Source organism: Botrimarina mediterranea, from assembly GCF_007753265.1.
In the GTDB taxonomy this organism is placed as follows: domain Bacteria; phylum Planctomycetota; class Planctomycetia; order Pirellulales; family Lacipirellulaceae; genus Botrimarina; species Botrimarina mediterranea.
Genome location: NZ_CP036349.1, coordinates 3,848,091 through 3,869,678, shown reverse-complemented (window position 1 = coordinate 3,869,678; position 21,588 = coordinate 3,848,091). Strand labels below are relative to the sequence as shown.

Below are 21,588 nucleotides of genomic sequence, written 5' to 3'. Positions count from 1 at the left end.
GGTCGCCTTCCGCCGCCCAACCGCCGCCCGTCATGCAACTGCTGGACTACTGGTTCGAGCTCACCGCGATGGGGATGCTCGTCGCCGTTTCGGGGTTCTTCTCGGGGAGTGAAGCGGCGTTGTTTTCGCTATCGCGGTCGGACTGCGCCGACCTAGCGAAGGGCACGCGCGGCGAACGGCAGGCCGCGGCGTTGCTCTCTCGGCCCGAGAGTTTGCTCACCGCGATCCTGTTCTGGAACCTGCTGGTGAACATGGCCAACTTCGCCCTCACGGCGGTGGTGGCGGCCCGGTTCGGCGGCGGCGAGCAGGCGTCTTCCTGGCGCCAAGCGTTGTTCACGGTTGGCTCGCTGGCGACGATCATCTTGTTCAGCGAGGTCCTGCCGAAGAGTCTCGCCGTCATCCGGCCACGGTGGGTGAGCCGGGCGGTCAGTTTGCCGCTGACGGTTGCGATGAAGTTGGTGGCCCCCATTCTGCCGGCGTTGCAAGCAATCAGCGACGCGCTGGCCAGGTTGCTGCTGCCGAATCTTGAGGCCGAGCCGTTGATGGAGCTCGCCGACCTCGAGCGCGCCGTCGCGATCCAGTCGCACGAGACGGTCGAGAACGAGACGTTGTTGATCCAAGAGCGTCAGGTGCTGGCTCGATTGGTCGAGCTCGCCGATACGACCGCGGCGGAGATGATGCGGCCGCGCCGGCGCTGTTTGGTGGTGAGCCCGCCGGTGTCGCTCGAAAGCCTTCGCGGGCGCGTCGATGGCGTCGGCGAGTATGTGCTCGTCACCGGGTGGGGCAGCGACGAGATCGCCGCTGCGTTGCCGCTGAATCGGCTGGGGATGTTGCCGCCGGAGCGACTCGACCTCCGCGCGGAGCCGCTCTCGGTCGTTCCCTGGTGCGCGCCGGCGTCGATGACGCTGAATCAACTCCGTCAGGAGGGGCGTCGCGTCGCGGTGGTTATCAACGAACTCGGCGAATCGATCGGCGTGGTGGCGCTGGAGCAATTGCTCGACGCCGTGTTGCGTGACACGTCGCGGATCGACCCGAACGACGCCCACGGCCCGGCGCTGGCGCCGATCGACGACAACGCTTGGGCGGCGTCGGGCGAGACGCCGCTCAAGCGGGTCGCGAAAGGGCTCGGGCCGTGGGTGGATGCGCGGGACGATGTGGCCACGACGTCCGAGTCACTGACGCGCGCCTTGGTGGAGGCGCGCAGCTTGACTGTTGCGGGCCTTCTCCAGGAGCAGCTTCAGCGGCCCCTCCATTTCGGTGACGAGATTCACTTCGAGGGATTGCGATGGGCGGTCGTCGGGGGAGCCGTCGATGACATCCAGGACGACCCCATCGCCGTGCGGATCGAACCCAGTCCACGAGACGATTCCCATGAGCCTGGTGCGCCGCGGAGAGAAGGGCAGGAGGGGGCGCCATGACAACGGCCGTGATTGTGTTCTGCATCGGGCTTGCGCTGAGCGCCTTCTTTAGCGGCTCCGAGACCGGCTACTACCGCGCGCCACGCATCCGGCTAGTGGTCGACGCCGTCGGCGGCGACCGCAAGGCGCGGTGGTTGCTGTGGGCGTCGAACCACCCCGAGGCCTTCGTCTCGACGGCGCTGGTTGGGAACAACATCGCCAACTACCTGGTGTCGGCCGCCGTCGTGGCGTCAGCCGCGGTGCTGGTGCCGAACGCCGGCGCCGGTGGCGAGGTCGCGTTCACGCTGTTGTTTACGCCGGTCGTTTTTATCTTCGGAGAGTTGCTCCCGAAGCGGTTGTTCCTCAAGTCGCCGTACAAGCTGATGCGGCGGTGCGGCGAAGCGCTGGCCGTGGCGGGCGTGATCTTGGCGATTCCGACGTTGGTGCTGTGGCTGATCAGCAAGGGCCTCAGCCGTTTGACGGGGTCGTCCATTCAGCCGCTGCGGATGGCGGTGCGTCGGCGTGAGTTGAGCGACGCCTTTGCCGAAGGGCAGGCCGTCGGCTTGCTGTCGCCGGCGCAGCGGGTGCTCGCCCAAGCGACTTTCGCTGTCGGCGGCAAACCACTCCGCGAGTTCATGACGCCCGTGGCCCGTCAGCCGCGGCTGACGACACGGGCCGCAGTCGAGGACGTGTTGCGGCTCGCCCGCCGCCATCAGATCGACGCTTGGCCCGTCGAACCGTCGAAGTTGGACAAAGAAGTTGGCAGCTATGCCTACGTTCGCGCGTCCCGGCTCGCGATGGACCCGCCAACCTCGGATTCCTTGCCAACGGAGCCGTTGACGGTCTTCAACGAATCAACGCCGTTTCTGCAGGCGCTGACGCAGCTCGAATCAAGCGGCCAGCCGATGGCGGCGGTCGTGGGAGCGGCGCGACGTGTGACGGGTTACGTCTACGTCGAACGTCTCCAGCAAGCGCTATGGGATGCGGTGTGACCGAAGACGAATGGATGTCGAATCGGTTCGGGGAGCCGAGACTCGCTTAGCGGCTGTATCCCAACGACTTCACGACCGAGAGCATCTCTTCGTAATTGATAAAGCGACGGCGGTGGCGTGCTTTGTAGCTGTCGATGGCGCGGGCCAGCTCGCCGGCCTCGTCACTGAGTCCGTCGTGGCTGTTGGTGAACTGGCGTCGCTCACGAACCACGCCGTCCTGCTTCTCGCGACGGCGATCGACGAACCCGCCTTCTACAGGAACCGGGGCGGGCGTTGTGGTGGGTTCGGGGGCTAGTAGGCTGTTCGGCATCTTCGCAATCCCACGGAGGGCTCTGGTTCGGGAGGCCCACAAGGGGTTGTGGGGTCACCGCCTGAAACCTAGCTCACACTTCGCGGTGAGGCAGGCCCGAGTCCGCTTGTAGCAGTGGCGCCGATTATCGCAGCGTCGCGTCGCCGGGTTGGAGCCGCGCGAGGAGTTGGCGGCTTCCTTGGTGCGACGAATCAACGCTGAGGGCGCGCTGGGCCTCGACAACCGCACGACCGTTTTGCCCACAAGCGGCTTGGGCCTCGGCGAGGCGACAATAGAGGTTGGCGTCCGCCGGCGCCCGTTCCGCCGCGAGCAGCAGCGTCTCGGTGGCGTCGCGCGACCGGCCTAGGGCCTGATAGGTTTCGCCCGTCATCGCCAGCGCCTCGGCGGGCTCTTGGCCGGGCGGGTAGGCGTCGAGCAGTTGATGCAGCGTCGTCAGGCAACGCCGGTGGTCGCCGCGGTCGCGGTAGAGTTCGGCGACATCGGTGAGCAGTTCTGCATCGGTGGGGGCGTAGCGGAGGGCTTGCTGGTAGTCGGCGAGCGCCAGGTCGGTCTTGCCGAGCTTTTCATTCGAGCGGCCGCGTAGCGCCCAAGCGGCGGCGTGACGAGAGTCGATTTCAATCGCGCGCTCACCCCAGGCGACCGCCTGACCGGCGTCGCCGTTGGCGAGCCGCATCTCGCCCGCGCGGATCGCCGCCTCGATGTTGGTCGGGGCGTAGCGGCAGGCCTCTTCGACGCACGTGAGAGCCTCGTCGTGCTTGCCGGTCTGCCAGAGGGCCTCGGCGAGCTGGTGCTGCGTGGCGGCGTCCTTTGGCGTCGCCGCGGCCGCCTTGCGGAGCCAAGACTCGGCCTCGCCCGCCTTGCCCGCGTCGAGGGCCGCGACGCCCCGGCGCCACATCTGCTTGGCTTGGCCGACGACGTCGGGCGCCTGCCGACGCGCCAGCGCCCGGCAACCCGGCAACATCGCCAGGCCGACGAGCAACAGACACAGGCGGCGGCAGTTGGTGCTGCGGAACAACGGCGGACGGCGTGAATTGAGGGCCACTCCTTGCCTATCGGCGCCGGAGGGCGGGGCGCTGCGGGAGAGTATCGGCCTAACGCCCTCGTCACAACGCCAGCAGCGCCGGTCTACAGCCGTCCGATTCTGCGTTAATATGGGGTGTTTCGACCACCTTGGCCGCAAGCAGCGGCTGCTAGCAGAGGGTTCGCGGCGTGTTTTTGACCTACGACAAATCGGGCGTCTCGCTCGCCTACCCCGAGAACTGGCGGCTGGAGGAGGACTCCGACGAGGACGCCCGACTCAACCTGACGATCACGAGCCCCAACACGGCGTTCTGGACGCTGATCGTCTACACCGAGGCGCTCGACCTCGACCACGTGCTCGACCAGACGCTAGCAGCGCTGCGGGAGGAGTATCCGGAGATCGAGATTGCCGACGCCGATCAAGAGATCGCCGGCCAGTCGATCCGCGGCAAGGACGCCTCGTTCTTTTGTCTCGACCTGACCAGCACCACGCGGCTGCGGGCCCTCCACCGCGGGGCGTCGACGTACTTGATCCTCAGTCAGGCGGAGGACCGTGAGATGAAGGTTGCGGGCGCCGTCTTCGATGCGATCACGCAGAGCCTTTTGGCGGGGACCGGGCCTCTTGGCGGGGAGTAGGCCTCTCGGCGAAACTGGTTTCACTGGATTCCGCACGGAACGCACTCAGAAAGGATCGCTATGGCGAAGAAGCCTGCCGCCGCCAAGAAGGCCACGCCCGACGCCGCGGAGCCGTTTGAGGAATCGCTTGCCGAGCTCGAGACGATCGTTGCGGACCTAGAAGGGGGCGAACTTGGGCTCTCCGACGCCCTGGCTCGCTACGAGGAGGGCGTGCGGCGGCTCAAGCAGTGCCATACCCAGCTCCAGGCGGCCGAGCGGCGGATCGAGCTGCTCAGCGGCGTCGATGCCGACGGCAATCCGGTGACGACTCCGTTCGACGACAGCGCCACGGCCGATGACCGGGACGCGACGGCCCGGTCGAAGAAGCGTTCGGCGACGTCCGCTGGGGCCAAGGGGTCCGCTGGGGCCACAGGACAGGCCAGCTCGCGGCAAGAGCGAGCGGGCGTGGACGAGGGGTCGCGGCTCTTTTAGACTGGTAGCCGTTGCCAGCTAGCCCCATCTTGTTGTGGCTCAAAGCGTTACGATTGCAGCCGCGTTGCGGTTAAAAGTGCAGTCGCCCGCCGCGAGGGCCTCCCGAGAGGGGCGCCCGATCGCCCTTTTGGCTCTGCCCCCGACTGATGCTTACCGAAGCCGCCGCCGAGATGTCTGAAGCCGCGGCCGACTCAGTGTCCGATATCGAAGCGATCGACGCGGCGCTGACCGCTGCCCTGCGGGAGGCCCCCGGCCGGCCGGCTCGGCTGATGGAGGCGATGCGGTACGCCGTGCTCGGTCCTGGCAAGCGGCTCCGCCCGCGGCTGGTGCTGATGGCGACGAGGGCTTGTGGTGGCGACCCGGCGGATGCGATCAACTGCGCATGCGCCGTGGAGATGATCCACGCCTACTCGCTGGTCCACGACGACTTGCCGGCGATGGATGACGACGACCTACGTCGCGGCCGGCCTACGGTCCACCGCCAGTTCGACGAGATGACAGCGATCCTGGCCGGCGACGCCTTGCTGGCGTTGGCCTTCGAGACGCTGATCTGGCCCCCCACGCCCGTCCAGGCGGCCGCTCCTGCGTGCCGTGAGCTCGCTCACGCCGCGGGCCCAGGGATGCTCGTAGGCGGCCAGGTGGACGACCTAGCGGGCGTTCTGGCGGCCCCAGAGGGGCGTGAGGCGACGCTTCAGCGGCTCGAAACGATTCACCGCCGCAAGACAGGGGCAATGATCGTTGTGTCGCTCCGCCTCGGCGCCCTGTGTGCGGGCGCGAAGCCGCCGCAACTCACCGCCCTGTCGGAGTACGGCGACGCGATCGGCCTCTTGTTCCAAGTCACCGACGACCTGCTCGACGCCGCCGGCGACGCGACGGCGGTCGGTAAGCGTGTCGGCAAAGACCAAGACGCCGGCAAGCTGACCTACCCGGGCCTGCTAGGCGTCAAAGAAAGCCGCACCTACGCCGCCGAGTTGGCGAAGCGAGCGACCGCCGCCCTTAAGCCCCTCGGCCCCGCTGCGGAACCACTCCACGCCCTAACGCGACAGATACTCGAGCGGGACAGGTGAGGTGAATTTAGGAAAGGAGATAGGGGGATGTTGGTGATAGGGGGATCGCAAGCTAGTGGGTTAGGCAATTCCTAGATCACGCCGATAAGTGGTTCTAGCCAATCCTGTGACCAGAATAATTTCGTAGGGCAGGCCTCGCCTGCCGCCGGCACGAGTCAACTCTACTTCCATGGCAGGCGAGGCCTGCCCTACGTTGATCGATACCGCCTCACCGTCACCCTGTACCGACCGCTTCCGATCCCCCCTATCACCAACATCCCCCGCTCTCCTTCTTCTAAAGCCCCAACCGATGTGTACCGCGTTGACACGACGCGACTCACTTGCGGAAGCTTTTTTGCTCCTTTCTTAAGCCCACCAGCCGATGCCCCCGCTCCTGCCGAAGATTGCCTCGCCGCGCGACCTTGATGGGATGTCGGCTACGCAGTTAGAGCAGGTGGCGTCGGAGATCCGGGATACGCTCTGCAACCTTGTTGAGGCGCGCAGCGCGCACTTCGCCTCGAACTTGGGCGTTGTCGAGCTGTGCCTCGCGCTGCACACGACATTCGACTTCTTGCACGACCGGCTGATCTGGGACACGGGGCATCAGATCTATCCGCACAAGCTGATCACGGGCCGTTACGACGAGTTCCCGTCGATCCGCACCAAGGGGGGCCTGATGGGCTACCCCAACCCCGAAGAGAGCGACTACGACCTCTTCGTCACCGGCCATGCGGGGGCGAGTGTCTCGACGGCTCACGGTTTGGCAAGCGGCGACCTCGCGCTGCGGCCGCACGAGAATCGTTGGAGCGTCGCGGTGATCGGCGACGGGGCGTTCCCTTCGGGAGTCGTCTACGAAGCGCTCAACAATCTCAATCGCGACGGCAAACGACTGCTGATCGTGCTGAACGACAACAAGATGTCGATCTGCCCGCGCGTCGGTGGCGTGGCGGATTACTTCGATCGGTTGCGGATGAATCCGATGTACACGGGCCTCAAGGAAGAGGTCGCGCGTGTGTTGTCGAAGGTGCCGCTCTTAGGCGATCCGACCGAGCGGATGCTCGCGCAGATCAAAGAAGCGGCGAAGGCCGGCCTGCACGGCGGCATGTTTTTTGAAGAGCTCGGTGTCCGCTACATCGGCCCGATCGACGGCCACAACATTAAACTGCTTCGTAAGTACCTGCGGATGGTGAAGGCGGGCGACGGCCCGGTGCTGTTGCACGTCGTCACCGAGAAGGGCCACGGCTTCCGCCCCGCTGCCGAGGACCCGGTGACGTTCCACGCGCCGCCCGTGTTCCAGCGTGACACTTCCGACCGCGACCGCGTCGTCTCGATCAAGAAATCGGACGGCCGCAGCTACACGCACGTCGCCAGCGATGCGATCCACGCCGCGATGGCGAAGAACGACCGCGTCACGGTCCTTACGGCTGCCATGTGCCAGGGGAACAAGCTCGAACGGCTGCGCGATGATTACCCCGATCGCTTTTTCGACACGGGCATCTGCGAGGCGCACACGGTCGCGTTTGCGGCCGGGCAGGCGAAGGTTGGCGTGCGCCCAGTCGTGGACATCTATAGCACGTTCTTGCAGCGGTCGTTCGATCACATCTTCCAAGAGGTGGCGCTCCAGAACCTACCGGTGACGTTCACGCTCGACCGCGGCGGCCTCTCTGGCCCCGACGGGGCGACGCACCACGGCGTGTTCGACATGGCTTACCTGCGCGTGTTCCCGAACATGGTCGTCATGGCGCCCGGCGACGCCGGCGATCTGTCGCCGATGCTCGACTTTGCCATCAAGCACGATAGTCCCTGCGCGATCCGTTACCCAAAGGCGGCGGCGATTGAGATTGCCGGTGACCGCGCGCCGGTCGAACTCGGCAAGGCCGAAGTGTTGCGCGAAGGCCCCGACGGCGCGATCGTCTGCGGCGGCGCTCTGCTCGTCGATTGCCTCGCCGCGGCGGACAAGCTGCAGAGCGAGCAGGGGATCGACCTTACGGTCGTCAACGCCCGTTTCATCAAGCCGCTCGATACGAAGACCATTCTGCCAATCATCGATCGCAGCCCCTTCGTTGTAACGGTCGAAGAAGCGCAGCTCGCTGGCGGCTTCGGCAGCGCGGTGCTCGAAGCCTGCTCCGACGCCGGCGTCTCGACGGCCCACCTCAGGCGCCTTGGGATCCCCGACGTGTACGTCGAGCACGGCGACCGCGAAGAGCTGCTGGCCGACCTGGGTCTCGACTCGGCGGGAATCTTGAAGACGTGCCAAGAACTTGCCGGCGCCCGCGCGGCGAACCTAGCGGGGTAGCTGAGATGGGAATCGAGGCGTCAGGCACGCAACTACCCGAAATCAAAATGTCTCAATGCGGAGGCGCGGGGAACGCTGTTCGTGAAGTCGCGATTCGAATCGGCAAAACTCTTGCGGTCATGCTGGGGATGCTTGCAGTAGGGTTGGTTGCAGCGGTAGCGTTCAACTATGTCTCGGACTGGATTGTCGGAGCAGCGTTTGGACGAGAATATCGCTATAGCATCGAGTGGGTAGTCCGTCGAGCAATCACTGGCGCCATCATCTTCGATGCATTTCTTCTTGCGAGCGTCTATCAAACTTGGTGGTTCGCGATTACTGAGCTCAGAAGAAGCATCCCCCTCGCAATCGTCGTGTTGATACTTGCGATCATTTACACCATGTACGCGATAGCATTTGGACTTGCAGCCGTACTTTTTGCTCCGGAAGGCGCGGTGGGACGACTGGAAAGTACGGTCGCTCTAAGAATCTGAGGCCCCGTTCCACGGTCCGCACAGCGGACCCTACACTAGCGACATGCCCGAAGCCCCTAATGCGATTCTGATGTACGATGGCTCGCGGCCTGAATTGGCCAAGCGGGCGGCGTCGCTACGCACCGTGATCGAAGAGGCCCTGCCGGTCGTTGCCGTGGAGAACGACCTGGAAGCGCCCTTCGACGCCCAGGGCGCCGAGATCGCCATTGCGATGGGGGGCGATGGCACGATGCTCCGCACGGCTCGAAGGATGGGGAGCGAGCAGATCCCGGTGCTGGGCGTGAACCTCGGCAAGCTCGGCTTCTTGGCCGGCACCAATCCGGATGAGCTCGAGAAGACGCTCGTCGAAGTCGCGGCCCGGCGGTACCGGCTCGTCGATCACTTGATGATCGATTGCTCGCTTGTCCGTGGCGGCGAAGTTGTCGAAACGCGGTTGGGGCTCAACGAGGCGGTGATCCTCGCCGGCGAACCTTTCGGTATGATCGAGGTCGATCTGCGGATCGATGGCGCGCTGGCCGCCACTTACGGCAGCGACGGCATGCTGATCTCGACTCCCGTCGGCTCGACCGCGCACAACCTGGCGATCGGCGGTCCGATCCTCCGCAAGGACATCCAGGCGATCGTCATCTCGGCGATCAACCCGCACACGCTGACGGTGCGGCCCGTCGTGGACTCGGCCGACCGGACCTACGAGTTGACGGTTCCCAATCCCAATCCTGGCACGTCCTTGTTGGTGGACGGGCAGCTAATCGCCAAGATCGAAGCGGGCGACACGGTACGCGTCGAGCGCTCGCCGGCGGTCTTTCAGCTCATCGAGATCGAAGGGCAGGCGTATTACCACACGCTGCGTGAGAAACTCGGCTGGGGCCGCCGGCCGCGCGAAGGCAAATAGGCGGCGTCGCTCTCGTTAACCACAGAGGCACAGAAGGCACTGAGGGACGCTAAGTGCTCTTGCTGCTTCTCTGTGTCTTCCTCAGTGCTCTCTGTGCCTCTGTGCCTCTGTGCCTCTGTGCCTCTGTGCCTCTGTGCCTCTGTGCCTCTGTGCCTCTGTGGTTTCATTAAAGTGGGAGGAGTCTCCAGACCCCGATTACGCGCACCACGCCGTCTTCGGCCGGGATACCGTAATCGGGGTCTGGAGACACCTCCCACAATTTTGGGCTTCCATCGATCGCCGCCCATCGGTCATCGTTAGCGTTCTCCCATCGACTCCATGTGCAAGCCAAGGATGGCACGACATGACCCGCCAGCTAGCATCGCTCGTTCTCGCCCTTGCCCTGCCTCTCTGCGTGCTAGCGGAGGAGGGGGGCAAGCATCTTCTCCAGTACAAGTTCAAGACGGGCGACACGCTCCGCTGGGAAGTGGATCAGCGCTCGAGCGTCACCAACTCGATGGAAGGGACCACCCAAGAAGCGCAGACCAAGACGGTCTCGCTCAAGGTGTGGAAGGTGATCGACGTCACGCCTGATGGCGAGATCGAGTTTCTCAACCTCGTCGAACGCGTGCGGATGGAGAACAAGCTCCCCGACCGCGCGGCAATGGTCTTTGATAGCACCAGCGGCGAAGAGCCGCCTCCGGGGTTTGAGGACGCCGCCCGCGCGGTGGGCGTGCCGCTCAGCTCGATCCGGATGTCGCCGCGTGGCGAGGTGAAGGGCCGCGACATCAAGCACCACCAGCCCGCCGCGGACCCGCACGAGCAAGTGACTCTGCTGCTGCCAGAAGGCCCGATCGCGATCGGCGATTCGTGGAACCAGCCGATCGACGTGTTGGTGAAGGTGGGCGATGGCGGACAGAAGACCATCGCCGCCCGCCGCAAGCACACACTCAAGAGCGTCAGCGCCGGCGTGGCGACGATCCAGAGCGAGTTCCAGGTGATCTCGCCGACGACGCCGGAGATCGACGGCCAGATGGCCCACCGGATGGTGAAGGGCGAGATCCGCTTCGACATCGACAACGGCCGAATTCTATCGCAGCGGCTCGACGTCGATCGCCGCGTGCTTGGCTTTGCCGGCGCCACCAGCAGCATGCACCTGTTGACCCGCCTGGAGGAGAAGCTGCTGGACGGGCCTACTTCGGTTGCTAGCAAGCCGTGATGTCTCGCGCGGAGACGCAGAGGCACGTCGCGAAGACTCACGCAAAGTCACCAAGGCGCGAAAGATAAAGATTTATAGAAGACCGCCATCGTAGGTGATCGCACAACTACGAATCCTTGGCGACTTCGCGCCTTTGCGTGAGTCTTTGAACTTACCCCTCAGCGTCTCAGCGTCTCTGCGCGAGACTTCTACCCCCCGTTTGGAATCGGTCTACCGCCGTCTGGCCTCTAGCCGATATATGACGATAGCGCCCGCAACGAGCGAGCGCTAACACCCCGCGACCCCGCCTGAGCGTCCCGCGCTCCGAGCCCACCATGCGAGTCTTTGGTACCCGCGTCTTCCTGCTGGCGGCCGCCGCGTCGCTGGCCGCCGGGGACGCCGCCGCTCAGTACACCTACGCCCCGTCGCAGGACTATTACCGCAACGACACGGCCCAAGGGACGGTCGTCGGCGGCGGCCTGGGGGCAATCACCGGCGCCTTAATCGGCGGCGGCAAGGGCAAAGGTGGCGAGGGCGCCCTGATCGGCGCCGGCATCGGCGCGATCACCGGCAACCTGCTGGGCCGCTCGAAAGACGCCACCGACGAACGGGTCGCGCAGAATGGTTACGCCACCGCCCACAGCGCCAATATCCAGGCGGCTGCCCAAGCGGTCACCAACTACGACCTCGCGCAGATGACGCAGTCGGGGCTTAGCGAGGCGGTCATCGCCGGCGCCATCCAGCAGCGTGGCGCCCGGCTCGACCTGAGCCCCCAGGGCCTCATCCAGCTCAAGCAAGCCGGCGTTAGCGACGCGGTGCTGATCGCCGCTCAACGTGCGTCAGCGGGCCCAACGTCAAGCTACATGGCGCCCGCAGCCCCTGCTTTAGCCCCGCCACCGGCGGTGGTGATCGACCGCCGCCCGGTGTTCTACTACGAGCCGCCACCGCCACGGCTGTACTTCAGTTTCGGTGGGCATCCGCACCATCACCACGGCCACTGCTGGTGATTGGGTAGGGATTCAACCACAGAGCCACAGAGGGCACGGATTTAAGCACAGAGACGATTGCCTCGGTGTTTTCTTTCTGAGCTCTCTGTGGCTCTGTGGTTAACTAGCCTGTCGTGCAATGAAACTGTAGGAGGCGTCTCCGACGCCGATTACGGCTTCTAACCGTTGACGGCGTGGCGCGCGAAATCGGCGTCTGGAGACGCCTCCTACAGACATAGTGGTTAGCTCGGCGGTCGGGAGGACTAGGTCCCCTCCACTTCGTGCACGATGACGATGTCGTGCACGCCGCTGGTCATCTCTTGTGAGCCGTCGGGGCCGGCGGTGAGGTGCGAGCCGCCGACGATCACGATCCGGTCGCCCTTCACGGCGAAACCGTTCTCGATCGCCCAGGCGTCCATGTAACGGATCAGCGCCTGGGTGTCGAACGCCGGCGCTCCGCGGAGTGGCGTCACGCCCCAGTAGAGGCACATCTTCCGCAGCGTCTGTTCGTTGTCGCTGACGCCGATCGTCGGCGTGAAGCTACGCTGTTGCGAGAGGGCCATCGCCGTACGGCCGGAGAAGCTTGCCGCGACGACCAATTTCGCCCGCAGCGTGTGAGCCATCGAGCCGGCGCCGCGGACGACGGCCCGCGTCACGTCGTGCAATCGCTTGCCGACCGGTACGGCGTCGGCGTCGCGCGGCGGCCGCTCAGAGAGGCTCCGCTCGGTCGCCAGCGCGATGCGGTTCATCATCTGCACGGCTTCGAGCGGGTAGTTGCCGATCGCCGTTTCGCCGGACAGCATGCAGGCGTCGCCGCCGTCGAGGATCGCGTTGGCCACGTCGGTCACTTCGGAACGTTTCGGCCGCAGGTTCTCGTGCATGCTATCGAGCATCTGCGTGGCGATGATCACCGGCTTCTCGTGCCGGTGGCACGTGTTGATGATCCGCTTCTGCTCAACGGGCATCTCGGCAACGTCGATCTCGACGCCCAAGTCGCCACGCGCGACCATGATGCCGTCCGCCGCGGCGACGATCTGATCGAGTCGATCGAGCGCCTCACGCTTCTCGATCTTGGCGATCACCAGCGCCTCCGAGCCGTTCGACTGGAGGATGTCGCGCAGCGCGTGGACCTCGTCCGGCTTGCGGACGAATGAGAGGCTGACGAAATCGACGCCCGCCTTGGCGGCCCACTCGGCGTGCTGGTGGTCGGTCATGCTGATCGCCGGGGCGCTCAGCTTGACGTCGGGGAGGTTGATGCCCTGGCGGCTGCGGATGGTCCCTTGCTGAATAACGCGGACGCGAGCCCGGCCGGGCGTTTTCTCGACGACCTCCATGCACACGGTGCCGTCGGCAAGCATCACGTGGTTGCCGACCGCCAGTTCCTTCACGAGCGGCTTGTAACTGCAAGTGAACTCGTTCTCGGCGCCGGGCTGGTCGCCGGCGACAAAGAAGAACTCGCGGCCATGCTCGCAGAAGAGTGGATCGCCGGCGACTTCGCCAAGACGGAACTTTGGACCGGCGAGGTCCACCAGGATGGCCAGGGGGTGGTTCAGCTCTTCGCTGATCTGGCGGATCGTATCGACATTCTGCTGCTGGCGTTCGATGTCGCCGTGCGCCATGTTGAGGCGGAACACATCGACGCCCGCGATCGCTAGCTTCTTGAGCATCTCCGGATCGGAGCACGCGGGGCCGACTGTGGCGACAATCTTGGTGCGGGCATTGCTGCGGAGGTCGGCGGGGTTGGGCATCGGCACGGGGGTGTTGAGCGGGGTACGGACCGCCTCGGCGAGCGAGGCGGTGGCTTCGGCCGCGACCAATGACGGCGACTCGACGTTCTCGGTGGTCATCGTTTGGCGCCGGGGGTCGGCGGGGAAGGGGAGGGGGGCTGCCCGGGGGGCCGGGGCAGTGGGGCAGACCGGACGGCCGCCCGCGGGGTTGCGTAAGCCAAAGCGTTACACGAAACGCCCCGCCCGTGAAGCGCGAAACGGAAAACCTTGTTAAGGATTGAGCCGGAAATGCCGGGCATCCGGCGTAAATCGGCGTCGCAGGGCTGCTGGGGGCCTGCCCGGCAGTAGCAAGCCTGCTTAACCTCCCCTTATGCCGACCCCCAGCGACCAACCAGAAACTTGCCGCCACGCCCTCGTCACCGGCGCCTCGGCGGGGCTGGGGTTGGCGATCGCCCACGCCGCCGCCCGGGCGGGGATGGCGGTAACGCTTGTCGCCCGCGATGTGGGCCGTCTGGAGGCCGCCTACGACCGCCTGACCACGCTGTATCCGGGCCAGGTAGCCGGCAGGCACTCGGCGGACCTCTCCGAGGCGGGCGCCCCCACCCACGTTGTCCGTGAGGCTCAGCGGGAAGCGCCGCTCGACTTCGTCTGCCATGCGGCGGGCCTTTCGACCCGCGGGCGGATCGTCGAGACGCCGCGGAGCGAGTTCGAACGCCTGATGGCGATCAACTTTTTCGCGGCGGCCGAGTTGGCGACGGCGCTCGGCGAGCCCTTCGCTGAGCGGGGTGGCAGGCTGGTGCTGATTGGTTCGTTAGCAACGCGCGTGGCGCCGGCCTATCTCGGGGCGTATCCGGCTAGCAAGCATCCGCTGTCGGCCTTGGCTCAGCAGTTGCGGATGGAACTCGGGCCCGTTGGCTTGAAGCCCCTGTTGGTGATGCCGGGCCCGCTGGCGCGGAAGGACGGCGGCACACGCTACGACACGCAGGCCGAGGGATTGCCGGAGGCGGCGCGGCGGCCGGGTGGGGGCGCCAAGGTCAAGGCGATTGACCCGGATTGGCTCGCGGACCGCATCGTGCAAGCGGCAATTGCTGGTAAGAGCGAGCTGATCGTGCCCGCGAAGGCTCGGTTGTTGTTCGCGCTGTCGCAACTCTCGCCGGCGCTGGGGGATTGGTTGTTGCGGCGCTATATGAGGGTTTAAATTCCCTACATTTAGCCCCCGGTCATTGACCGGGGGGTTAATTGCGATGGGGGGCTAATTCGCGGTGTCATTGACGCTCTCGACCATGCTGATGACCTCGCCGCGTAAGAGGCGTGTCGTCAAGCGATCGCCGATCGACACGTCATCCATCGCGCGCACGAGTTTACCGCGCGCATCGGTCGTCAGCGAGTAGCCACGTTCGAGGACGCCGAGCGGGCTGAGCGATTCGAGCTTGCCGGCGATCGTCGCCATCCGTGCGCCGCCGCGTTCGATCCGCCGCCGGATCGAACGGACCGCGGCGGCGTCGAGTTCGTCCAGCTGGCGCATCGCGTCTTGCAGCATGGCGTGCGGTCTTGCGAAGGGCCGGCTGCGGCCCGCGCGTTCGACGCGGTCGCGCGACATGAGCACCCGGCGCCGCATGCCGCCGTGAAGCCTGCCGCTGAGTGAGCGGAGTCGGTCGCTAATCTCATCAGCGGAGGGGGCGACGCGTTCGGCGGCTTCGCTGGGCGTCAGCGCGCGGACGTCGGCGGCGAGGTCGGCGAGCGTGACGTCAATCTCGTGGCCTACGGCCGAGATCACCGGGACCTTCGAGGCGGCGATCGCGCGGACGACGGGCTCTTCGTTGAAGCACCAGAGGTCTTCGAGGCTGCCGCCGCCGCGACCGACGACAAGCACGTCGAGCATCGGGCGGAGGCGATTGGCGGCGCGGATGCCGGCGACGATCTCGGCGGCCGCGCCCTCGCCCTGCACCCGCGCGGGGATCACGAGCACGTCCACCCCGCGCCAGCGGCGGCTGAGCACCTGCAAGAAGTCGCGGATCGCGGCGCCGGTGGGGCTGGTGACGAAGGCGATCCGCCGTGGGAACGCCGGCAGCGGTCGCTTGTTGGCGCGATCGAAGAGCCCTTCGGCGGCGAGCTTTTCGCGCAGCCTCTGGAGTTGCAGCTCCAGCGCGCCGACGCCACGGGGTTGGGCCTCTTTGATGACGAGTTGGTAGCTGCCGCGCGGGGCGTAGAGGTCGATCGATCCGTGACAGACCAGATCGAGCCCGTCGCCGAGGTCGAACCGCAGCCGCGACGCGGCGCCCTTCCACATCACGGCGCGGATTTGGGCCGTGTTATCCTTCAGCGTGAAGTAGCAGTGGCCCGACGAGGGACGCGAGAAGTTCGACACCTCGCCGGCGACCCACACGCTGGGGAAAGCCGATTCGAGCGTGTCCTTGAGCTGCGCCGTAAGCGCGGCGACGGTGAGCGGTTCGGAAACGATGGCAGCTCGCGACACGTGGGCCTCCTTGCGTGAAGACCCAATTGTGACGCGGCTCGCCGCTTAGCGGTATGGGTCGCCCGCGGCGCTGGAAGACCTCACGCCCCTAAGCGGCAAGCCGTCGAGGCTGCGGAACCTCTTTCATCTTGGGCAGCGAGCGTTCGCGGCGTACGGGGACGGCGTCGGGGCGTGTGCGCTGCGTTGCGGCCCAGGCTTCGGCTTCGTCGGTGAGACGGTTGAACTCCGTTTGGATCTCAAGCCGGCGGGACTCGATCGCATTGCGGTCGAGGTCGGGCGCGACGTGGTGCTCGGCGCTGAGCAGGGCACGGGCCGTCGTGAACGGCCGCGGCACCGCGAAGCAGTCCCAGCTTTTGGTGCGCCAGCAGCGGTCGTACGCGACGGCGATGAAGACAATTGGCAGGCCAAGGCGTGACGCCAAGTAAACGGGACCCGCTGCGACTTCGCGGCGCGGGCCGCGCGGGCCGTCGGGCGTGATCACGAGGTGCTGTTGCTTGCCACGCTCGGATAGCTGGCGGAGAGCGGCGACGCCGCCCCGGCCCGTCGAGCCGCGGACGCAGCCGAAGCCCGACGCGGCGGCGATCGCTTCCAGCACGTCCGCGTCGATGTGCTGGCTGACGAGGATCGAGAGGTCCGTGTAGGGGCGCAGGTACAGCGGCGCCAGCAGGTACTCGTGCCAGACCAGATACAGCCGCGGCCGGTGGATGCCGCGGACCGGGTCGAGTGACGGGTCGGCGTAGACGCACTCGTAGCGGAGCGTGCTCATCCACGCCCGCATAAAGTAGGTGAACGCGTGCCCCGCGGCGCCGTTCATGCCTTTGAGCTTGATCTTACGCTTCATCGCCCAGCTTCCGTGCCTAGCTTCTCAGCCCGCTCCGCGGCGCCAGCATCCCGACGCGATTCGTACCGAAAACGCGCCGATTGGCGAAAGACCGATTGAATCGCAAGCTGTGGGACGGGTCTCCAGACCCCGATTTCGCGCACCACACCCCATCGGTCTGGACACCTTAATCGGCGTCTGGAGATGCCTCCCACCGAGCTTTACATCGACCATTCGCCGGTGAAGACTTCGACCGCAGGTCCCGTCATGACGACGTGATTGTCGGATTCGCGCCAGAGGAGGTCGAGTTCGCCCCCCGATAGCTGGATCGTGGCGGCTCGCTCGGTGCGGCCCGTTAGAACGGCGGCGACAGCGACGGCGCAGGCGCCGCTGCCACAGGCGAGCGTCTCGCCGGCACCGCGTTCCCAGGTGCGTTGCCGTAAGCGGTTCGGCGCCAGCACTTGCACGAACTCGACATTCGTCCGCTGTGGGAACGCGGGGTGGGTCTCGATCTGCGGACCGACGGTGGTGACGAGTTCGTCCGAAGGCGACTCATCGACGAACAGCACGCAATGTGGGTTACCCATCGAGAGGACCGTCGCTGTTCGCGCGCCGCCGGCGTGTTCGATGACCGCGGATCGCAAATCGCCTTCGGGGCCTGCGGAGAGCCGGCAGGGGATCGAGTCGGGGGCGAAGATCGGTTCACCGAGATCGGCTTCGATACGCTCGGCCCTCCCTGCCGGGTCGCGGCTAATGATCCGCATCGGCACGAGGGTATCGGCGGTGCGGACAACGACCGCGTCACCGTCGAACTCCCCGGTGTCGGCGAGCCGCTTGGCGACGCAACGCAGGGCGTTGCCGCACATGGCGGAGTACGACCCGTCGGGGTTGTACATCCGCATCTCGAACGCCGCGTCCGAGTCGTCGCGGGTCTCGGGCAAGATCAGCACGAAGCCATCCGCGCCGACGCCATAATGGCGGTTGCACATCGACGCCGCTAAGCCGCTAGCGGCGTCGATCGGCGCGGCGGCGTAGCGCTCGGCGAGTCCGCCCCGGAGCGCTTCGACAACGACGTAGTCGTTGCCACAGCCGTGCATCTTGGTGAAGCGCATGGGGTGGTGAGGGTGGGAAGGGAGGTGTGGGGATCGCAAGCGGAAGGTGCGATTCTCGTCAGGTTAGCAGATTCGGGAGGATTGATTAACGGTTGGGAATTGTAAGCCAGACGGCAAGTGCAGCGGCTTTTGAGAAATTGGTTGCTGGGTGTCGGGTGGTGACTCGGAAATCGGATTGGCGGTGTATGAGGGCTTCGCTCTTCCTCCCAACACTAACCCGGTAATCGAGAATGTCTGCAATCACTAAGCTCTCCCAGTCGATGGCGATTGTCGCCGCTTTGACCTCCGTGGCCGATTTCGCCGGGGCTGCGTTACTTGCGCCGGGCGGCGTTGTTGGCCTGGCTGGCACAACGGTCGCCGTCGCGCCGGAACTGGCGGGTACGGTGCAGGACGACCCGCTCCGTCCGTTTGAAATTCGCGACGCCGGCGACAACCTGCTCCTGTCTGGCAACTTCCAAGACCGTGTCTCTCGCTCAGACGATCTAGAGACGCTTGTCTTCTCTCCGCGGCTACGCGACACCGTTTCAACGATCGGCGCCGCACCGATCGAGATCATCGCGATGACGATTACGGGCTACGGCGGGTATACGACCGATGTCGAGTTCCGCACCGATGGGTTGGGCGATGTCGGGCCGAATCTAGCGAGCCGCAGCGCCGACGGCGAGGGCTTGAGGTTCCAGTACACAACGTCGCCGATCGTGGCCCCGGCCGAATCGTACTTCAACTCGATCCTCACCAACGCGACCGCCTTCGCCCCGATCGGCACGGCGACGATCCACGCCCGCATCGGATCGACGGGCCCGGTGTTCTCAACGACGCTGCAAGGGATCAACGTCCCTGTGCCCGAGCCGACCAGCAGCGTGCTGGTGCTCGGCGCCCTCGGCCTGGCGGCCGCGGTGCGGCGGAGGTGATGAACTGAAGGTGAATTTGAATCACCGAGCAGCCACGACCCATCGGTCGTGGCTGCTTCTATTGGTGGTGGCGTTTAGGGAAGGAGATAGGGGGATGTTGGTGATAGGGGGGATCGCAAGCGATGCGGTCAGCGGCCTAGCAGGACGAAGGGACCGCCGAGGAGGAACTTCCAGGCGAGGACCGTTAGCCAGTGGACAACGACTGGCGGCCAGATGGAACGGGCGATGACATACGATGCTCCGCAGGTAACTCCGAGCAAGTAGACGATCAACAGGAACGCGGGGTTCGTAAAGATTTCGCGGGCATGCGGCACGAAGAATGTTCCCGCCACCGGGTGAGCTGCGGTGAAGACAGCCGCCGTTGCGAGAACCCAGCCGATTGTTCGTCCGGCTTTCCCGTCAAAGCAACTCGGCGGGATAAGCAGCCAGCGCCAAAAGAGTTCTTCGGCGAGCGACGGGAGGAAGAAGAATCCCACTGCCAGCGCCAGTGACTGTCCGACGGGGCTGAAGCTCGGCGACCATTTACCAAGCTCTGCCGACAAGTAGATCAGCGTTGCCGTAACGGCGTAAACGATCCCAAGACCTGCGAGCGTCCCACGGTTCCGCCACGTCTCACCAAAGCCAAGCGCGGTGAGACGAGTGGCGGGACGCGCTTCGTTCGTCATCTTAGAGATAGAGAAAAAGTAGTCGCTCAATGCGCCGGAGGTTCGCAGTGCAGCAATCGGCTGCGCCGGCCGCTTGCGATCCCCCCTATCACCAACATCCCCTTTATCTCCTTTCCTCCATTAACTACCGACCACTTACGTGGCCGGCTCGCCTCTTACGCGCCGAATTTGGCGAGGCGGTTAGCGTTGGCTAGGGCGAGGGTCATCAGGTGCTTGGCTTCGAATTGGCCGAGGCCGCCGGTGCGGCACTGGGCTTCACCGAACGACTCGGCGCCGTCGCTGCGGCAGTTCTTCGCCCAGAGGAGCGTCGGCACCGGGTGCCAACTGTGGCTGGCGAGCATGGCGGGCGTGCTGTGGTCGCCGGTGGCGATGAACACATCGGGCTTGAGGGCCATGATCTTTGGAACGGCGGCGTCGTACTCTTCGGTGCGCTTCACCTTCAAATCGAAGTTGCCGTCTTCGCCGCTGGAGTCGGTGTACTTGAAGTGGATGAAGAAGAAGTCGTACTTGTCCCAGTTGGCCTTGAGGACTTCCATCTGCTCATCGATCGTCTGGGCGTCGCCGAGGATGTCCATGCCCACGAGCGAGGCGAGGCCTTTGTACATCGGGTAGACAGCGATCGCGGCGGCCTTGAGGCCGTAGACTTCTTCGAAGCTGGCGATCGAGGGCTTGCCGGTGATGCCGCGGAGCGTGCAGCAGTTGGCCTTCTTCTCGTGCGAGAGGAGCTGGCGGACTTGCTTGACGAACTCGTCGCAGATTTGGGCCGTCTTCCCACTGGCGGCGTCTTTCGCCTCGGCCTTGAGCGGCGGGACGCCGGTGGCTTGCGGGTCGGTGTCGGCGACATTGCCGCCGAGGCCGTCACCACGCAGCACGACGACAAAGCGGTGCTCCTTGACGGGCTTAACGATCACCTCGACGCCGGGGATCGAGATTTCCTTGGCGAGCCGCTCGACGATCGGGGTCGATTCTTCGGTCGGGATGCGGCCGGCGCGGCGGTCGCTGATGTTGCCCTCGCCGTCGATCGTGCAGAAGTTGGCGCGGATGGCGACGTCACCGTCCTTGAGCGCGAAGCCGATGCCGGTGGCCTCTAGCGCGCCGCGGCCGATGAGGAACTTGACGGGGTCATAACCGAACAGCCCAAGGTGCCCCGGGCCCGAGCCCGGCGAGATGCCGGGCGCCACGGGGATCGAACCGCCGCAGACGCCTTCTTTGGCGAGCTTGTCGAGGTTGGGGGTGTTGGCGGTCTCAAGCTCGGTCTTCCCGCCCGGCTGCTGCGGCAGGCCGCCCAAGCCGTCGCCGACGTACATGACGATCTTCGAGTCGTTCTTCTGCAGCAGCGGCTTGATGAGGGCGTGGATGTCCATGGCAGGAAGCTTGAGGCGGTGAAGGGATGGGATAGCCCCTTAATCGTCGAGAATTGTGCCGTGGGGGCAAGGCCCGGGATTCGGGGGGGAATGACGAAATCCGAATGACGAATGACGAACCTGCCGGAGGGGGTTTGGCCGCTACCGACAGGTTCGTCATTCGTCATTCGTGCTTCGTCATTCCTGCCCATCTTGGCGCTCAACCTCCGTTGGCGGCTAATCGTCACATGCCCACCCCCACCAACGTCGTTCTCATTGGCATGCCCGGCTCGGGGAAGAGCACCGTTGGCGTGCTGCTCGCCAAGCACCTGTCGTTGGGTTTCTTGGATACGGACCTGTTGATCCAGCAGGCGAACGGGAAGTCGCTCCAGGCGATTGTTGATGGCGAAGGGCAGGGGGCCCTCTTACGGGCGGAGGAGGCGGCGGTGCTGAGCGTCGAAGCCGAGCGTTGCGTCATCGCCACCGGCGGGAGCGTCGTCTACAGCGCGGTGGGGATGGCCCACCTCAAGGCGCTGGGCACGCTTGTCTACCTGGCGACCGACCTGGCGACGCTCGAAACCCGCGTCGGCGACTACACGATGCGTGGACTGGCGAAGCGGCCCGACCAGACGCTCGCCGACCTCTTCGCCGAGCGCGCCGCCCTCTACGACCGCTACGCCGACGTCACGGTCCAAACCACCGGCCTCACGCACGACGCCGTCTGCAAAGAGGTCGAAGCGGCATTGGCGGCCCGCTGACCAGCCGAACGCCGGGCGGTAGACTCTGGGGCAGACAAACCGCCTTGGGGAATGACGAAGCACGAATGACGAACCTGCCGGTA

The 21,588-nt window shown here is 65.5% G+C and carries 21 protein-coding genes; 13 read left to right on the top strand and 8 right to left on the bottom strand.

Annotated elements, in window-relative coordinates:
- Positions 1-32 precede the first annotated feature (32 nt).
- Both Spa11_RS14845 and Spa11_RS14840 read left to right on the top strand, forming a co-directional pair.
- The gene (locus tag Spa11_RS14845) at positions 33-1,418 is read left to right on the top strand and encodes a CNNM domain-containing protein (RefSeq protein WP_197529416.1); all 1,386 of its coding nucleotides are present in this window, start codon (positions 33-35) and stop codon (positions 1,416-1,418) included.
- Positions 1,415-2,389, top strand: coding sequence for a CNNM domain-containing protein (locus Spa11_RS14840; RefSeq protein ID WP_145113597.1), 975 nt, complete (start codon positions 1,415-1,417; stop codon positions 2,387-2,389). Before Spa11_RS14845 ends, Spa11_RS14840 begins: the two co-directional genes overlap by 4 nt.
- Before the next feature lie 46 nt (positions 2,390-2,435).
- Here Spa11_RS14840 and Spa11_RS14835 read toward each other — a convergent pair whose 3' ends face one another.
- Both Spa11_RS14835 and Spa11_RS14830 read right to left on the bottom strand, forming a co-directional pair.
- Positions 2,436-2,699, bottom strand: a complete 264-nt coding sequence (locus Spa11_RS14835; RefSeq protein WP_145113595.1) for a hypothetical protein — start codon at positions 2,697-2,699, stop codon at positions 2,436-2,438.
- A gap of 124 nt (positions 2,700-2,823) precedes the next feature.
- Positions 2,824-3,741, bottom strand: a complete 918-nt coding sequence (locus Spa11_RS14830) for a tetratricopeptide repeat protein (protein ID WP_145113593.1) — start codon at positions 3,739-3,741, stop codon at positions 2,824-2,826.
- 167 nt (positions 3,742-3,908) lie between these two features.
- Here Spa11_RS14830 and Spa11_RS14825 point away from each other — a divergent pair, with 167 nt between their 5' ends.
- The 8 genes from Spa11_RS14825 (at position 3,909) to Spa11_RS14790 (ending at position 11,714) form a co-directional block, all read left to right on the top strand.
- A complete protein-coding gene (locus Spa11_RS14825; RefSeq protein WP_145113591.1) occupies positions 3,909-4,355 on the top strand; it encodes a hypothetical protein in 447 nt (148 codons plus the stop codon).
- A gap of 60 nt (positions 4,356-4,415) precedes the next feature.
- The gene (gene xseB / locus Spa11_RS14820) at positions 4,416-4,826 is read left to right on the top strand and encodes an exodeoxyribonuclease VII small subunit (protein ID WP_145113589.1); all 411 of its coding nucleotides are present in this window, start codon (positions 4,416-4,418) and stop codon (positions 4,824-4,826) included.
- 146 nt (positions 4,827-4,972) lie between these two features.
- On the top strand, positions 4,973-5,893 hold the full coding sequence (locus Spa11_RS14815) for a polyprenyl synthetase family protein (protein WP_231932955.1): 921 nt from the start codon (positions 4,973-4,975) through the stop codon (positions 5,891-5,893).
- A gap of 361 nt (positions 5,894-6,254) precedes the next feature.
- Positions 6,255-8,168: a 1-deoxy-D-xylulose-5-phosphate synthase gene (gene dxs / locus Spa11_RS14810; protein ID WP_145113586.1), complete on the top strand. Its 1,914-nt coding sequence runs from the start codon at positions 6,255-6,257 to the stop codon at positions 8,166-8,168.
- Positions 8,169-8,215: 47 nt separating this feature from the next.
- Entirely contained in the window at positions 8,216-8,638 is a 423-nt protein-coding gene (locus tag Spa11_RS14805; RefSeq protein ID WP_145113584.1) for a hypothetical protein, read from the top strand.
- Between the two features lie 43 nt (positions 8,639-8,681).
- The gene (locus tag Spa11_RS14800) at positions 8,682-9,530 is read left to right on the top strand and encodes an NAD(+)/NADH kinase (RefSeq protein WP_145113582.1); all 849 of its coding nucleotides are present in this window, start codon (positions 8,682-8,684) and stop codon (positions 9,528-9,530) included.
- A 343-nt stretch (positions 9,531-9,873) separates the two neighbouring features.
- Entirely contained in the window at positions 9,874-10,728 is an 855-nt protein-coding gene (locus Spa11_RS14795) for a hypothetical protein (protein WP_145113581.1), read from the top strand.
- A 314-nt stretch (positions 10,729-11,042) separates the two neighbouring features.
- Positions 11,043-11,714 carry a glycine zipper domain-containing protein gene (locus tag Spa11_RS14790; RefSeq protein WP_145113579.1) on the top strand — a complete coding sequence of 224 codons (672 nt, stop codon included), beginning with the start codon at positions 11,043-11,045 and terminating at the stop codon, positions 11,712-11,714.
- 242 nt (positions 11,715-11,956) lie between these two features.
- On the opposite strand, the gene pyk is transcribed toward Spa11_RS14790, so the two are convergent.
- Positions 11,957-13,540, bottom strand: a complete 1,584-nt coding sequence (gene pyk, locus Spa11_RS14785; RefSeq protein WP_231932953.1) for a pyruvate kinase — start codon at positions 13,538-13,540, stop codon at positions 11,957-11,959.
- Positions 13,541-13,790: 250 nt separating this feature from the next.
- Here pyk and Spa11_RS14780 point away from each other — a divergent pair, with 250 nt between their 5' ends.
- Positions 13,791-14,618: an SDR family NAD(P)-dependent oxidoreductase gene (locus Spa11_RS14780; protein ID WP_145113577.1), complete on the top strand. Its 828-nt coding sequence runs from the start codon at positions 13,791-13,793 to the stop codon at positions 14,616-14,618.
- Between the two features lie 54 nt (positions 14,619-14,672).
- Here the strand turns inward: Spa11_RS14780 and xseA are convergent, their stop codons facing one another.
- The 3 genes from xseA to dapF all read right to left on the bottom strand — a co-directional run bounded on the left by xseA (position 14,673) and on the right by dapF (position 17,828).
- Complete coding sequence (xseA, locus tag Spa11_RS14775; protein ID WP_145113575.1) at positions 14,673-15,896, bottom strand: exodeoxyribonuclease VII large subunit; 1,224 nt, start codon at positions 15,894-15,896, stop codon at positions 14,673-14,675.
- Between the two features lie 88 nt (positions 15,897-15,984).
- Positions 15,985-16,737 carry a lysophospholipid acyltransferase family protein gene (locus tag Spa11_RS14770; RefSeq protein ID WP_145113572.1) on the bottom strand — a complete coding sequence of 251 codons (753 nt, stop codon included), beginning with the start codon at positions 16,735-16,737 and terminating at the stop codon, positions 15,985-15,987.
- Between the two features lie 200 nt (positions 16,738-16,937).
- Positions 16,938-17,828, bottom strand: coding sequence for a diaminopimelate epimerase (dapF, locus tag Spa11_RS14765; protein WP_145113570.1), 891 nt, complete (start codon positions 17,826-17,828; stop codon positions 16,938-16,940).
- 230 nt (positions 17,829-18,058) lie between these two features.
- Between dapF and Spa11_RS14760 the strand changes: the two genes are divergently transcribed.
- On the top strand, positions 18,059-18,739 hold the full coding sequence (locus Spa11_RS14760) for a PEP-CTERM sorting domain-containing protein (protein ID WP_145113568.1): 681 nt from the start codon (positions 18,059-18,061) through the stop codon (positions 18,737-18,739).
- 128 nt (positions 18,740-18,867) lie between these two features.
- Here the strand turns inward: Spa11_RS14760 and Spa11_RS14755 are convergent, their stop codons facing one another.
- On the bottom strand, positions 18,868-19,404 hold the full coding sequence (locus Spa11_RS14755; RefSeq protein ID WP_145113565.1) for a CPBP family glutamic-type intramembrane protease: 537 nt from the start codon (positions 19,402-19,404) through the stop codon (positions 18,868-18,870).
- 155 nt (positions 19,405-19,559) lie between these two features.
- A complete protein-coding gene (locus tag Spa11_RS14750; RefSeq protein ID WP_145113563.1) occupies positions 19,560-20,768 on the bottom strand; it encodes a 2,3-bisphosphoglycerate-independent phosphoglycerate mutase in 1,209 nt (402 codons plus the stop codon).
- A gap of 227 nt (positions 20,769-20,995) precedes the next feature.
- On the opposite strand from Spa11_RS14750, the gene Spa11_RS14745 reads away from it, so the two are divergent.
- The gene (locus tag Spa11_RS14745) at positions 20,996-21,505 is read left to right on the top strand and encodes a shikimate kinase (protein WP_145113561.1); all 510 of its coding nucleotides are present in this window, start codon (positions 20,996-20,998) and stop codon (positions 21,503-21,505) included.
- Positions 21,506-21,588: the final 83 nt, after the last annotated feature.